General features: G+C 66.7%; 8 protein-coding genes. 7 read left to right on the top strand and 1 reads right to left on the bottom strand.

What is annotated here, in order from left to right; genetic code table 11:
• The first annotated feature begins 58 nt into the window (after positions 1 to 58).
• The gene (gene yidD, locus SNOV_RS10075) at positions 59 to 364 is read left to right on the top strand and encodes a membrane protein insertion efficiency factor YidD (protein ID WP_013166817.1); all 306 of its coding nucleotides are present in this window, start codon (positions 59 to 61) and stop codon (positions 362 to 364) included.
• A gap of 53 nt (positions 365 to 417) precedes the next feature.
• On the opposite strand, the gene SNOV_RS10070 is transcribed toward yidD, so the two are convergent.
• A complete protein-coding gene (locus SNOV_RS10070) occupies positions 418 to 3,105 on the bottom strand; it encodes a hypothetical protein (protein ID WP_013166816.1) in 2,688 nt (895 codons plus the stop codon).
• A 174-nt stretch (positions 3,106 to 3,279) separates the two neighbouring features.
• On the opposite strand from SNOV_RS10070, the gene thrS reads away from it, so the two are divergent.
• The 6 genes from thrS (at position 3,280) to SNOV_RS10040 (ending at position 14,264) form a co-directional block, all read left to right on the top strand.
• On the top strand, positions 3,280 to 5,280 hold the full coding sequence (gene thrS, locus SNOV_RS10065) for a threonine--tRNA ligase (protein WP_013166815.1): 2,001 nt from the start codon (positions 3,280 to 3,282) through the stop codon (positions 5,278 to 5,280).
• Between the two features lie 877 nt (positions 5,281 to 6,157).
• On the top strand, positions 6,158 to 7,786 hold the full coding sequence (locus tag SNOV_RS24080; RefSeq protein ID WP_244412920.1) for a hypothetical protein: 1,629 nt from the start codon (positions 6,158 to 6,160) through the stop codon (positions 7,784 to 7,786).
• A gap of 158 nt (positions 7,787 to 7,944) precedes the next feature.
• Positions 7,945 to 8,679, top strand: a complete 735-nt coding sequence (locus SNOV_RS10055) for a hypothetical protein (protein WP_013166813.1) — start codon at positions 7,945 to 7,947, stop codon at positions 8,677 to 8,679.
• A 182-nt stretch (positions 8,680 to 8,861) separates the two neighbouring features.
• Positions 8,862 to 9,170, top strand: a complete 309-nt coding sequence (locus SNOV_RS10050; RefSeq protein WP_013166812.1) for a hypothetical protein — start codon at positions 8,862 to 8,864, stop codon at positions 9,168 to 9,170.
• 315 nt (positions 9,171 to 9,485) lie between these two features.
• The gene (locus SNOV_RS10045) at positions 9,486 to 12,440 is read left to right on the top strand and encodes a calcium-binding protein (RefSeq protein ID WP_013166811.1); all 2,955 of its coding nucleotides are present in this window, start codon (positions 9,486 to 9,488) and stop codon (positions 12,438 to 12,440) included.
• A gap of 54 nt (positions 12,441 to 12,494) precedes the next feature.
• Positions 12,495 to 14,264: a type I secretion system permease/ATPase gene (locus SNOV_RS10040; RefSeq protein ID WP_144295976.1), complete on the top strand. Its 1,770-nt coding sequence runs from the start codon at positions 12,495 to 12,497 to the stop codon at positions 14,262 to 14,264.
• Positions 14,265 to 14,268: the final 4 nt, after the last annotated feature.

Raw genomic sequence — 14,268 nt, 5'->3', positions numbered from 1 at the left:
CGATCCGGAGGGGCAACGCGCCCGACTCCCGGCGGTTCCCGGTTAGGGGAGGGCGGCCGTGAGCGTTGCCGGCAAGATCGCCCGCCTTCCGCGCCTCGCGCTGCGGGCGCCGATCCTCGTCTACCGCTACAGCCTCTCCGCCTTCATGGGCCGGCAGTGCCGGTATCTGCCGACCTGCTCGGAATTCGCCGACGAGGCGATCAGCCGGCACGGCGCCTGGGCCGGCGGCTGGATGGCGGCCGGGCGCATCTGCCGCTGCCATCCCTGGGGCGGCTCGGGCTTCGAGGCGGTGCCGGTCGAGGTCCCGCCGCGCGCGCGCTGGTACGCACCGTGGCGCTATGGGCGGTGGCGCTCCGGGAGCTAGCGAGCGCACTTTCTTATCGCTCGGATAAAGTAGTCCATTCGAGCGGAAAGGGCTCAGTGGAGATCGGGTTCGGCGACCTCGCTCGAGATGACACGGAGCGAGGGTGTCGAGCAGACGCCGCCGAGCGCCTGCCAGACCGCGGCGACGGCGCAGTCATTGGTCGGCGCATCGCGGCTCGCCGCCTCGGTGCAGCTGGTCGCCACCCGGACGCTGCTGGAGTTCTCCAATTGCTGGCGCAGATGCAGCTGTACGGGCTTGGACAGCCACCAGCTCATCGAGACCTCGCGGGCCACGTCGGTCCGGGTCGCGCCGGGCTGCGGCAGCACCTGGATGTGGGCGGAGTTCGCCCCGCATTCGCTGCCGAGCGTCGTGTCCAGCCAGGTGCGCAGCTCGGCGACGGCGAGCCGGCCGCGCCCGCTGCGCACCTGCATCACCGCGCCCAGCGGGCCGTTGGCGTCGGGGAACCAGGAGACGTCGTCGATATTGGGGGCGATGGCGCCGTTCTGCGCCTTGCCGTCGATGCGCGCGGTCTCGGGGTCGTTGGAGATCACCAGCACGAAGGGCCGCAGCTTCGGCGCCACCGCCACCATCGCCTTGGCGAGCTCCAGCGCTGAATCGGCGCCGTAATTCTCGAAATAGCCGCCGTCGACGATGCGGTCGATCACCTGCCCGCTGGTGTCGCGGATGGAGCCTGGCGGCGAGATGACCGGGAAGCGCGCCGAGTTCAGCGCCGCCGTGCTGGCGGGGATGTCGCTGGCGGCCGGCGTGCCGAAGAGATGGACCTGCAGCCGGTCGAAGAAGCCGTCGGTGCCCGCATTGCCGTTGAGAAGCTCGTGGAAGTCGAGCGCATGGGTGAACAGCACGCATTCGCCCGAGGGCAGCCGGGGGCCGGTCGGACAGCCGTCCGGCGGGCGGTAGCGCGGCTTCAGCGTCGAGGTGACGATCCGCTGCCCGGTGGCCACCGAGGTGCCATTGAGCACCAGATAGGGAATCCAGGTCGCGCTGCCGGATGCATCCGCGCGCGGCTGCAGCTGGAGGAAGGCGCCGTCGAGGCCCGGCAGCCGCGGCGGCGCGGGGCCGGCGGCGGCGTTGGCGTTGGCGGCGGCAACGGTAGCGGCGCCGGCATCGGGCGCCGTCATGGCTTCGGAGAACCAGTTCTCCCAGGATTGTTCCAGCATCACGGCGCGGTCGTCGAAGCCGAGCGGCACCTGGTCGCGGAAGGTGAGGCCGAAGAAGGTCGCCGAGAGGAAGTCGCCGCTCATCAGCACTTCCAGGCAGTCGCGCCAGGTGTTGACGCCGCCGCCGAACCACAGCTTCGCTGCCGGCTGGTGGCAGGGCGGTGGCTTGCTGTCGCCCGGCGAGTTGCGCAGCGCCGCCGCCACCATCAGCGCGCCGACCGATCCGCCGGAGACGCCGGATATGGCGAAGAAGCGCTCGGCGACCTTGTCGCCGGTCAGCGCCGGCCCCTGCCGGGGCGCGAGGGCGGCGGTCATGCGGCCGTCGTCATTGGCCGCCTTCACATAGCTGGTGTCGTTGTCGCGCCCGACGCTGACCTGCGGCTTGTGCAGCTCGAAATCGAGGAAATGGCCGATGACGCTGGCGGTGAAGAAGCCGGCGCGGCTGGCGCCGCCGGCGGCGGCGACGATGATCGGCCGCGGGCAGGGTACGTCGCGCCCGGCGCAGCCGTTCTTCAGCATCCAGAGATTGACCGCCTCTTCCAGGCTGGTCTGCCCGGCGGCCGGGCTGTCGGCGAGGCGGCGTACCGTGTGGTTGTCGCCCAGCAATGCGTAGATGCCGGCGACGAGCAGGAGGATCGCCGTGATCAGCGGCGCCCGCAGCCGCCGGCCCCAGCCGCCCACCAGCGAGAGCGCCGGCACCCAGCCGCCGAGGATAACCGGGAGCGCCATGGCGCGCGGAAACAGGCGGTTCTCCGCCAGCGCATGCGGGCCGAAGATCAGGAACACCCCGACCGCCAGCCCCACCAGGAGCAGATAGAGGCGGCCGCTGGCCTGCACGCGGTTGGCCGCCCGGCCGGCCACCATGCCGAGGCGGCGGAACACCTTGCCGAGATTGCGCTCGATGAAGCGGTCGGCGGCGGCAAAGAAGGGCAGGGCGGCGATGCGCCGGCGCAGGCCGGCATAGAACAGGAAGACGATGGCGCCCATGAGCATGAGCGCCGCGATCCAGCGCAGCTGGACGACGACGTCCTCGCGCAGCCCCACGCTCTCGAGAGTGGGCAGGAACCTCTCGGCGGCAAGCGCGGCGAGCGCGAAGGCGAGGAAGGTGGCGGCGCCGAGCAGGCGCGGCACATAGGTCTCTATGCAGCCGAAGGGTGGGCCGCAGGTGAAGCATTCGCGCAGCAGGCCGCAGATGCCGCAGCGGGTGGCGGGCGGATCCGGGCGCGGGCCGACGCCGCGCACCAGCGCGGTCGCGCGGTAGCGCTGGTCGGTCTGCAGCAGCAGCCGCGCCGAATAGTGCACCGGCATCGCCCAGAGCAGGAAGACGAGGATGAGGAGCCGCACGCTCGGCGGCATCTCCCACCACTCCGCGAGCTGGTCGCCGATGGCGACGTCGACCAGCGCATCGGCCGCCTGCGGCGCCAGCCCCAGGATCACGAAGCCGAGCGCGATGCTGACGAGCGGCACGCGGACGACCCAGAGCGTCAGCGCGATATCGAGTATGAACGTCCAGATGCGCCCCGCTCGCGAGGCCACCCTGGTCACGACGCCGCCCCCGGCCATGACGCGCTCCTAAGACAAGAGCAGTGGACGTCCGCTAGGGTAAGGTAAATGCGCCCGGCTGGGAAGGCTGGACGTTGTCGCCGGACCGTTCTACTTGAAGCGCGTCCGTAACCGACATGCCGACCGTAACAAGCCTACCTGCGTGGTTCGCAGGAGTGGGCAGGAGAAAAGCCGATGTCCGAAAATCTCGTGAGCCAGAACGTTGCCGGCGAGCCGGCAACTGTGAATCTCACCTTCCCCGATGGCGCCGTGCGAGCCTATGCCTCCGGCACCACGGGCGCCGAAGTCGCCGCCTCCATCGCCAAGTCGCTCGCCAAGAAGTCGCTGGCGATGAAGCTCGACGGCACGCTGAGCGACCTTTCCGACCCCATCACCCAAGACGCGAAGTTCGAGCTCATCACCCGCGAGAGCCCGGAGGCGCTGGAGCTGATCCGCCACGATGCCGCGCATGTGCTCGCCGAGGCGGTGCAGGAGCTGTGGCCGGGCACGCAGGTCACCATTGGCCCGGTGATCGAGAACGGCTTCTATTACGACTTCTTCCGCAACGAGCCGTTCAGCCTCGAGGACTTCCCCGCCATCGAGAAGAAGATGCGCGAGATCGTCGCCCGCGACGCGTCCTTCACCAAGGAGGTGTGGGACCGCGAGGAGACCAAGCGCGTCTTCGCCGAGAAGGGCGAGGCGTTCAAGGTCGAGTTGGTGGACGCGATCCCCGCCGACCAGCAGATCAAGATCTACAAGCAGGGCAACTGGTTCGACCTCTGCCGCGGCCCGCACATGCCGAGCGTCGGCAAGGTCGGCGACGCCTTCAAGCTGATGAAGGTGGCCGGCGCCTATTGGCGCGGCGACGCCAAGAACCCGATGCTGACCCGCATCTACGGCACGGCGTGGCGCGACCGCGAAGAACTCGACGCCTACATCCTCCAGCTCGAGGAGGCCGAGAAGCGCGACCACCGCCGGCTCGGCCGGGAGATGGACCTGTTCCACTTCCAGGAGGAGGGGCCGGGCGTCGTGTTCTGGCACCCGAAGGGCTGGAACCTGTTCCAGAACCTCGTCGCCTATATGCGCCGCCGCCTTGCGGCCGACTATAGCGAGGTCAACGCCCCGCAGGTGCTCGACAAGTCGCTGTGGGAGACCTCCGGCCATTGGGGCTGGTACAAGGACAACATGTTCAAGGTGCAGCCCGCGGGCGACGCCGAGGACAATGACCGGGTCTATGCGCTCAAGCCCATGAACTGCCCGGGCCATGTGCAGATCTTCAAGCACGGCTTGAAGTCCTACCGCGATCTTCCCATGCGGCTTGCGGAGTTCGGCGCGGTGCACCGCTACGAGCCGTCCGGCGCGCTGCACGGGCTGATGCGCGTGCGCGGCTTCACCCAGGACGACGCCCACATCTTCTGCACCGAGGAGCAGATGGCGGCGGAGTGCCTGAAGATCAACGAGCTGATCCTCTCCACCTATGCCGATTTCGGCTTCGAGGAGATCGTGGTGAAGCTCTCCACCCGCCCGGAAAAGCGCGTCGGCTCCGACGAGGTGTGGGATCACGCCGAGGACGTCATGGAGCGGGTGCTGACCCAGATCGAGGCGGAATCGGGCGGCAAGATCAAGACCGGCATCCTGCCGGGCGAGGGCGCGTTCTACGGGCCGAAGTTCGAATACACGCTGCGCGACGCCATCGGCCGCGAATGGCAGTGCGGCACCACGCAGGTCGACTTCAACCTGCCGGAGCGCTTCGGCGCCTTCTATGTCGACGCCGACGGCCAGAAGAAGACGCCGGTGATGATCCACCGCGCCATCTGCGGCTCGATGGAGCGCTTCACCGGCATCCTGATCGAGCACCATGCCGGGCATTTCCCGCTCTGGCTGGCGCCGGTGCAGGCGGTGGTGGCGACCATCACCTCCGACGGCGATCCCTATGCCGAAGAGATCGCCGCGGCGGCGCGCAAGATGGGCCTGCGCGTCGAGCTCGACCTGCGCAACGAGAAGATCAACTACAAGGTGCGCGAGCATTCGGTCGCCAAGGTGCCGGCGCTCATCGTCGTCGGCCGCAAGGAGGCCGCCGAGCGCACCGTCTCGATCCGCCGGCTCGGCTCGCAGAACCAGACCACGCTGACCCTCGACGAGGCGCTGGCGGCGCTGGTGGCCGAGGCGAGCCCGCCGGATTTGCAGCGGGACTGAGGGGGATCTCTGAAGGCGTCATCCCGGACGGCCGAAAGGCCGATCCGGGATCGTGACCCGATCGGAGAGCGATCCCGGATATTGCCTGCGGCAATTCCGGGACGACGATCAATCGGGAGAGGAACGTCAGCGACGCGGCGGCTGTTTGCCGAGCCAGAAGATCAGCAAGACCAGCGCGACGACTGCCATCCACGCCACGGGCACTTCTATCCATAGGTTGCCGGTCGCCACGCGGTGTTCACCTCGCATCGTGCGCTTGCGGTCTTGTTGCGTTGCTGGGGCGGACCCAGAGCAAGCTGGTGACTGCTCTGGGTCCTATCCGCATCACGGCGTGGGATAGGCACACACATCCGCCGAGCGCGGAATTCAGCCCGGTGCTCTCTTGCAGCTAGGCGCGCCCGGTCGAGAGGCGTTTCCGCCGCTCGACCGGGGCAGCGGGCAAATGTGCAGTCCGCCCGCGTCGCAACAGTGCCGTGGCGCGCGCGAGAAAACATCGCCTCTAAAGGCTGATACGCCTTCTAGATGCGTCGCCGGCCGATGAGGCGGGCGCCTGCTTCATTTCTCGCTCCGGACACCAATCGGATAGCAGCCCGGCAGCCGGGTCGTGCCGCGAGTGGCAAGCGTCGAGCCGGCGCGTTTTACGGTGGCCGCGGCACCCTCTTCTGGCCGATGTCCAATCGGTTGAAGCATATGCAAAAGGTTTTATCACCCTTTGCAATGTTTCTGACATCGAAGAAGAAGTCGTATTCATGCACAAACCCGTCAATCGTGGGGGAGTGCAATGAATACGGATGGCTCCACTTTAACGTCAAATACGTCTTCCGGTAATGGAGACTCCACCGGAGGGGTTATCTGTGACGTTCTCGATGCTCTCCAATTGTCGGAATCCATCGAAGGGCTGATAGCCAAACTGGCATGGGTGGACGAAGCGGCGGATTCCGGCCTTTCAGTCGGCCTGTCGCCGTCCGCCGTGGCCGTTGGCGAAGACACGTTCGTCGATGTGCTGGCCTCGCTGGAGCTCACGTCCTTCTCATGGGGCGCGGTCGCGGTCGGCGAGGCGGAGATTTCCTCCTTCGCGAGCGGGACGGCCGATCAGGCGCTGCTGGCTTCCTCCGATGTCATCATCGACGCCTGTGGCGCCGACGTCGTCATCGCGGTCAGCCAGACCACCACGATGTGGGGACGGTGCGGCTCGACCGCCTGGGCGGCCGAGCAGGCCGAGGTCGAGTTCCTGGCGATCGACATAGCGGGATACACGCCCATCGGCGGCCCGCTCGTGCTGTCGATGGATACGACGATCACCATGGGCGGCACCGGGTGGGGCCCTCCGCTCACCGTCTCCGGCAACCTCGCGACCTTCACGCTCGCCAACGACGTCAGGGGCAAGGACACCTTCGCCGAGTCCATCGTCGAGGCGCTGACCGTCGAGGATCAGATGTCGTTGGTGAATGCCGGCCTGTTCGGCGCCGTCGACTACGCGTCCAACGACGATCCGACGGACCCGACGGACCCCACCGATCCCACGGACCCCACGGATCCAACCGATCCGACCGATCCAACGGACCCCACTGACCCCACTGACCCCACTGATCCCACGGATCCGACCAATCCGACGGACCCGACGGACCCCACCGATCCGACCGATCCGACGAAGCCCGTGGACCCGACGAAGCCCATCGATCCCACGAAGCCGTTCGATCCGACCGATCCGATCGACCCCAATGTCCCCAAGCCTCCGGGCCCGAGCGGCGACGGCGGCGACGACGGACCTTCCCTGCCCACCTTCGCCTCCATGAGTTTCGGGCCGAGCGCCGCCGGCGGCGTCGACGCGACGACGACGTCTGCGGGTGGCGGCGGAGGCGACCTCTTCGGCGCGAACCTCGCCCCTTGCGGCTCCGATCCCGCCCTATCGCTGACCTGCGGCAGCCCCTGGGGCCCCGAAGGCGAGCCGGCGGAGGAGGCTGAAGTCGCGGAGGAAGATGGCGGCGCAGAGGGCGACGCCGACGGCGGCGACTGCACCAGCTGCGAGGCGTTGACCCCGCTCAAGTCCGAGCACCCGTGCGAGGACGCCTCCATGGTTTGCCTGTCGGGCGCGGACCTCTACGACCTCTCGCAGATCGAGGGATGCCGGACCGTGCAGGATTTCAACGTCCATGAGGGTGACCGCTTCGTCGGTTTCGACGGCTGGTCGACGGACGACTCCCTGCGTGCGGCAAACGGCGAGACCATCTTCGTCGAGCGCGCGGACTGCGATCCCAACGACCTGATCATCACCTTCATGCTCAATGGCGGCGAGGCCGTCATCAGGCTCGACGACTTCTTCGTCATCAATCCCGAATTCGACGATGCCTCCACGAGCGAGACGCTGTCCGATCTCGAAGCCGTTCCGATATTGCGGATGGTGATGCGGGGCGCGGTCGAGGCGCGTGAGGTGGCAAGCGTCGGCCATTCGATCGTTCCTCTCGACGCGACCGGCGCGGCTGGCGCGGCGATGTTTATCGCCTAGTCATCCCTCCTTGCCGGGAAAGGTAATTCGAGCGAGGTCCATTTACTTCCTAAGATATACCGGCCCCGGCCGCACCTCCTTTGCATGAGATACCAATGAAGCGTTGCAAGGAGCTTCGCTTGACCGAATAGATTCAACATCGGGTACAGGTAGGCGCCATGTCATTCACCGTCAGCTCGAGCGTCGGCCAAACGTTTGACGTCGCCGTCACCGAAATATCGGTAGTGGCGGAGGACGAGGCCATCCATGCGGTCACGATCGCGTCGGACGTTCAGTCCGCCCCGTCGATCAGCACCGAAGACGGCATGTCCATGGCCATCGGCGGGGACGCCACCGCGGTCGGCGAGGATACGCTGGCGGTGGCCGAGGTCTCCGCCTTCCTCGGCGACGACGGAAACGTGCAGATCGCGAGCGGCTCCGCCGACTTCCTGGCGATCGGCGAGGGCGATCCCGGCACCTATGCGAATGCCTATTCCTACGTGGATTTCGTCGGCGATGCCGATCAGGTCGTCACCCTGAATGTCTCCGTCACCGAATACGTCCAGGAGCCCGATCAGGCCGCCTGGTATTCGAGCTCGGAGAGCACGCTCTTCGCGATGGACGTCGACGACGTCCCCGCTGGTGAACCCGTGGACGACGTGGTGGCAGTGGACGACATCGCCGAGCCGGAGCCGTCCCTGGAATTGCCGTTGACGCTGGAGCCATCGGAGGATCCTGCATGCGGCTGTTCCGGAGACGAGCCGAGTTACACCATCGATGACAATGTGGTCCTGTTTGACGTTTCAGCCACGGCGGTTGCCGATAACACGGTTGTGACTGTGGATTTCTTCGGGCTTACCGTCGAGGATCAGCTATCGACCGCAACGGTTGGCGTTATCCTCGGCATTGAATGACTATTCTGTTCGATAATGCCGCATTTTTGAACTATAGTACAAAAGTCTATTTTTGAGAGTTGTTTAAATGTTCGTCTTAGCCATTGGGTTTATAATTCGATTGAGCAATTGATGAAGGCAATGACGATAAATACTATTTTCATTGTCGGTAACAATGCCGATCTTGGGAAATGGAGACTGTCATGTTTGATTGGGATCACAACGGCGGCGGTGGCGGCGGCGACAGCGACTTCGAGTGGGATCTCGACGTCGAATACAACTTCAATCTCGACGTGACCATGGAATTCAACACCACGGTCGACTACGAGAGCAACTACAATGTCGACCCGGAGATCAACGTCTGCGTGGACATCGACGGCAACTGGGCCGGCTTCCAGGTCGACGTGCAGGCGATCGGCGAGGACACCGCGACCGAGGTGAACCTCGCGGTGATCACGCTCGAAGACGAGTATTCGAGCATCACGCTGACCGGCTACTCTGCCGTGGGCTGAGTGGAGTAACGGCCGGGGTTCCCCATTCCCGGCTTGGCCTTCGGCAGTTGCGGGCTCCGGACACCCCCCCGGAGCCCGTTTTCTTTTGTAGCCGGATGAGCCGCCGGTCCCGGTGCTTTCTCCAGCAGCGCGAATTGTGGTGCTTGGGTAGGCATTTACGCCGAAAGAGGTGCACCGCTCGTTACCACAAGTGGATCGACCTACCTCCAAAGTTGCTTAAACGACAGAGCCATTGTTGGCGCCGTTCGAAAAGCATTAGCCTGATCTCATACAGCTATCAGACAGCTATCAGCGAAGCGAGCAGGAGCGTCGACTATGGCAACGTCTATCAGGATAACAAAAAGTTATTCGTCGACTTCATTGTCGAAGATGTCCGCTCCCGCAGTGCTTGCCGCTGCGACGACGGGTCCCGTCGGCGCGGAATCCTCCGCTACGTCGCTTGCGCTGGCTATGGCGACCACATTGCCGCCCACCTATCAATTGATCAGCCGGACGAACGGCAACGATGTCGTCGAGGTCACGTCCTCCGGGCGGTTCGAGGTACGCGGTCTGGCCGGCAACGATACGATCAGCGTCCGCGCCGGCACGACGGGAGGCGATCTTCTCGTCGGCGGCGATGGCAATGACACGCTTACCGCGGCCGAGAGCGACGACGTGCTCGATGGCGGCGCCGGCACGGACCGCCTGAACGGCGGCGCGGGCAACGATGTCCTGATCGGCGGCGCCGGCGGCGACACGCTGACCGGCGGCGACGGCGTCGACACGGCCGTCTACTCGTCTTCGTCGGCCGCCGTCATCATCTCCCTCAATCTCGACCCGCAGAAGTCCACCCGCGGCGCGGGCGGCGACGCCACCGGCGACACCTTGCTGGGCATCGAGAACCTCACCGGCTCCGGCAAGAACGACATCCTGTCGGGCAACGGCCTCGACAACCAGCTCGTCGGCATGCTCGGCAACGACACGCTGCGCGGCAATAACGGCAACGACCTGCTGATCGGCGACACCATCACCGACGTCGATGGCAACGGCATTCCGGACGACGATGACGGGGACGGAATCCCCGACGGCGTCAACGATGCGGTCGCGGGCGGCGCCGACACGCTCGACGGCGGCTCCGGCGACGACCGGCTGTTCGGCGGCGGCGGTGCCGACAATCTGATCGGCGGCTTCGGCCACGACCAGCTTTACGGCGGCCAGGGCGACGATCTGCTCACCTCCGGTGACGGCAACGACCTGCTGGACGGCGGCGAAGGAAACGACCAGCTCATTGCGAGCATAGGCGACGACACGCTGCGTGGCGGCGGCGGGAATGACTGGCTCAATGCGTCCCTGGGCAACGATCTGCTCTATGGCGGCGACGGCGATGACGACCTCAATGCCGGCGACGGCAATGACCAGCTCCATGGCGAGGCAGGCAACGATGTGCTGCTCGGCGGCTCGGGCAACGACATCATGTCCGGCGGCGCGGGCGATGACCGCTTCGACGGCGGCACCGGTGCGGACCAGCTCGAGGGCGGCGACGGCTTCGACACGGCGGACTATTCGGCCGGCGGCGCGGTGGGCATCGACCTGCTCGCCAATGTGGCCTCCGGAGCCGCCGCGGGCGACACGTTCAGTTCCATCGAGGCCCTGATCGGTTCGGTGGCAGACGACATTCTCGCCGGCGACAACGCCAATAACAGCTTCCAGGGCGGCGGCGGCGCCGACCTCATCGTCGGACAGGGCGGCTTCGACACCTCCGACTACTCGACCTCGGCAGCGGGCGTCACGATCCAGCTCAATTCGTCGGCGGCCGATCCGCAGGCGGCGGGTACCGGAACGGGCGGGGATGCCGAGGGCGACTCGCTGATATCCATCGAACGGATCATCGGCAGCGCCTTCGTCGATACGCTGCTCGGCGGCGAGCTCGCCGACACCTTCGTCGGCGGAGCCGGCGCCGACGTGCTGAACGGCAATGGCGGCGTGGACACGGCCGAGTATTCGACCTCGTCGACCGCCGTGAACGTCACCATCGATCCGGCGGCGACGACAATCGGTACCGGCGGGGACGCCGAGGGCGATCAGATCACCAACATCGAGAACCTGATCGGTTCGGCCTTCAACGACGTGCTGCGTGCCGGGACGGGCGTCAATCGCCTCGACGGCGGCGCCGGCAACGACATGCTCGCCGGCGGCGAGGGTGCCGATACGCTGATCGGCGGCGACGGCGTCGATACGATCGACTATTCGGGCTCGAACGCGGCCGTGGGCCTCGGCCTCACCGATGTTCCCGGCCAGGCCACCCAGGGCAGTGGCGGCCACGCCCAGGGCGACATCATCGCCCAGATCGAGAACGTCATCGGCTCCGCCTTCAACGACACCCTGCAGGGCAGCGCCGGCGCCAACCGCCTGGAGGGCGGCGGGGGCAACGACACGCTGCGCGGCCAGGGCGGCGCGGACGTGCTTATCGGCGGCCTCGGCACCGACACGGCGAGCTATTCGAGCTCGGCGAGCGGCGTCACCGTCGCAATCAGCGCCACGGCCACCACGGTGGGATCCGGCGGCGACGCCCAGGGCGACCAGCTCAGCGGCATCGAAAACCTGACCGGCTCGGCATTCGCCGACGTCCTCACCGGCAGCGACGGCGACAACCGCCTCGACGGCGGCGGCGGCAACGATCGGTTGGTCGGCGGCCTTGGCGTCGACACGCTGGTGGGTGGGGATGGAGTCGATACCGTCGACTACTCGGCCTCCAATGCCGGCGTCGTCGTGCAGCTCTCGGCCAATCCTGCCTCCGCCACCGTAGGCTCGGGCGGCCATGCCGCCGGCGACATTCTCAACACGATCGAGTCCATCATCGGCTCCAACTTCACCGACACGCTGTTCGGCAGCACCGCCGGCAATAAGCTGGTGTCGGGCGCCGGCAACGACGTCATGCGAGGCGGCAGCGGGGCCGACCTGCTGGTGGCCAACGGCTCCGGCAGCAAGACCCTCTACGGCGACGGCATTGCCGATGGCGGCACGGCCGGTGCCGACGTCTTCCAGATCATGGGCGGCACCAACGTCATCGCCGACTACCAGTCCGGCGAGGACATCCTCCTGAACAGCCTCTCCGGCGCGGCGCTCACGCTGCTGCCGGGCAGCAGCACCACCCTGGCGCTGCGCCTCTCCGGCTCGACGCACACGACCTATGTCCTGGTCGGAACGACGGCGGACGTGCCATCGGCATCGGCCTTCGCCAACCAGATCCTGCAACAGGATGTCTTCGTCGATCCCAACCTGATCGCCTGACGCAATGAGCAAGGGGCAGCCGCTCCTTCGGGCGGCAAGCGAATGGGGGAGTGCATGTCCATGCGCGATAGACGAGGCCGCAATACCGAGACCGACCTAGACCTGGCCGTGTCTCAATGTGGACAGGCATTCGGCTCGCTGGTGCTGTTCAGCCTGGCGATCAACCTGCTCACGCTGGCATCGCCCCTCTACATGCTCCAGGTCTATGACCGGGTCATGGTGACCGGCAACGTCGACACGTTGCTGATGCTCACCATCATGGCGGCGGCGGCGCTGCTGCTGTTCGGCATGCTCGACAGCATCCGTTCCATGCTGACCACAAGGATCAGCATCTGGCTGGCCGATTGCCTCGGCCCGGTCTACCTGGCCAACTCGGTCCGCTCCCGCCTCCTTGGCGACGGATCCGGCGCCCAGCCCCTGCGCGACCTGCAGCAGGTGCAGACGCTGATCTCCTCGCCCGCTCTCGGCGTGCTTTTCGATGCGCCATGGGCGCCGGTCTATCTCGCGCTCATCTGGATGCTGCATCCGGCCCTCGGCACGCTGGCGATCGTCTCGACCGCGATCCTGCTGGTGCTCGGCCTCGCCAATGAGGCGATCACCCGCCGTGCCCTGCAGGCCGCCAACCAGGCGCAGATCGTCGCCACGATGCAGGCCGAGACCACGATCCGCAACGCCGAGGTGGTGTCCGCGATGGGCATGCTGCCGGCGCTCACCGCCCACTGGCGCGAGGCCAACTCCGTCGGCCTGCGTGCCTCCAAGAGGGCAAGCGATCGCGGCGCTGTCCTTCTCGGCATCACCAAGTTCGCGCGGCTGTTCATGCAGTCGGCCATCCTCGGTCTCGGCGCCTATCTGGTGCTGAAGGGGCAGGTGTCCGGTGGCGTCATGATCGCCTCGTCGATCCTGCTGGGCCGGGCGCTCGCGCCGGTCGAGATGGCGATGGCGACCTGGCGCAACTTCTCCGCCGCCCGCATCGCCTATGGCCGCCTGAAGACCCGCCTCCAGAGCCTTCCGGATGAGCCTCGTCGCACCAGCCTGCCCGCTCCCGAGGGGCACCTGTCGATCCAGCGCGTGACATACAGCCCGCCCGGCGGCACGGCGCCGGTTCTCTACGGTCTGAATTTCGAGGCCATTCCCGGAGAAGCCATCGCCGTCATCGGTCCTTCCGCCAGCGGCAAGAGCTCGCTATGCCGGTTGCTGGTCGGGGTCGCGCAGCCGGCCGGCGGCGTGATCCGGCTCGATGGGTCGGACCTGCGGCACTGGAATCCCGACGAGTTGGGCCCCCACATCGGCTACCTGCCGCAGGAACCGGAGCTCTTCCCGGGCACCATCCGCGACAACATCGCCCGCATGAACTGCGTGGACGAGGGGGCGGTGATCCGGGCAGCCATGCTGGCGCACGCCCACGAGATGATCCAGCTGCTGCCGAACGGCTACGACACGGCGATCGGCGACGGCGGGCTGCGGCTTTCCGGCGGCCAGCGCCAGCGGATCGGTCTCGCCCGCGCCGTCTATGGCGATCCGAAGCTGATCGTGCTCGACGAGCCCAATGCCAATCTCGACCAGGCCGGCGAGGCCGCCCTATCCGCCGCCATCGAGGAGATGAAGGGCCGGGGCGCGACGCTGCTCATCGTCGGGCATCGCCCCTCGACCATCGCCCAGGCCGACAAGATTCTGCTGCTGCGCGACGGACGCATCGAAGCGTTCGGCAGCCGCGACGAAATCCTGAAGCGCCTTCGCGTCGCGGCGTCCGAGCCGCCTACGCCGGAGAAGGTTCAGTCCGAGGCCGAACGGCAGGAACGTCTGACGGCGGAAGCCGCAGAATAGGGAC

It is taken from the genome of Ancylobacter novellus DSM 506 (assembly GCF_000092925.1).
GTDB lineage: Bacteria > Pseudomonadota > Alphaproteobacteria > Rhizobiales > Xanthobacteraceae > Ancylobacter > Ancylobacter novellus.
The sequence above is the reverse complement of the archived record's forward strand: the minus strand, read 5'-3'. Positions and strand labels throughout refer to the sequence as shown.

Excerpts from the sequence above, each read along its gene's own strand:
- SNOV_RS10070 (WP_013166816.1), bottom strand. The coding sequence starts at position 3,105 with ATGGCCGGGGGCGGCGTCGTGACCAGGGTGGCCTCGCGAGCGGGGCGC.
- SNOV_RS10055 (WP_013166813.1), top strand. The coding sequence starts at position 7,945 with ATGTCATTCACCGTCAGCTCGAGCGTCGGCCAAACGTTTGACGTCGCC.
- thrS (WP_013166815.1), top strand. The coding sequence starts at position 3,280 with ATGTCCGAAAATCTCGTGAGCCAGAACGTTGCCGGCGAGCCGGCAACT.
- SNOV_RS10050 (WP_013166812.1), top strand. The coding sequence starts at position 8,862 with ATGTTTGATTGGGATCACAACGGCGGCGGTGGCGGCGGCGACAGCGAC.
- SNOV_RS10045 (WP_013166811.1), top strand. The coding sequence starts at position 9,486 with ATGGCAACGTCTATCAGGATAACAAAAAGTTATTCGTCGACTTCATTG.
- SNOV_RS10040 (WP_144295976.1), top strand. The coding sequence starts at position 12,495 with ATGTCCATGCGCGATAGACGAGGCCGCAATACCGAGACCGACCTAGAC.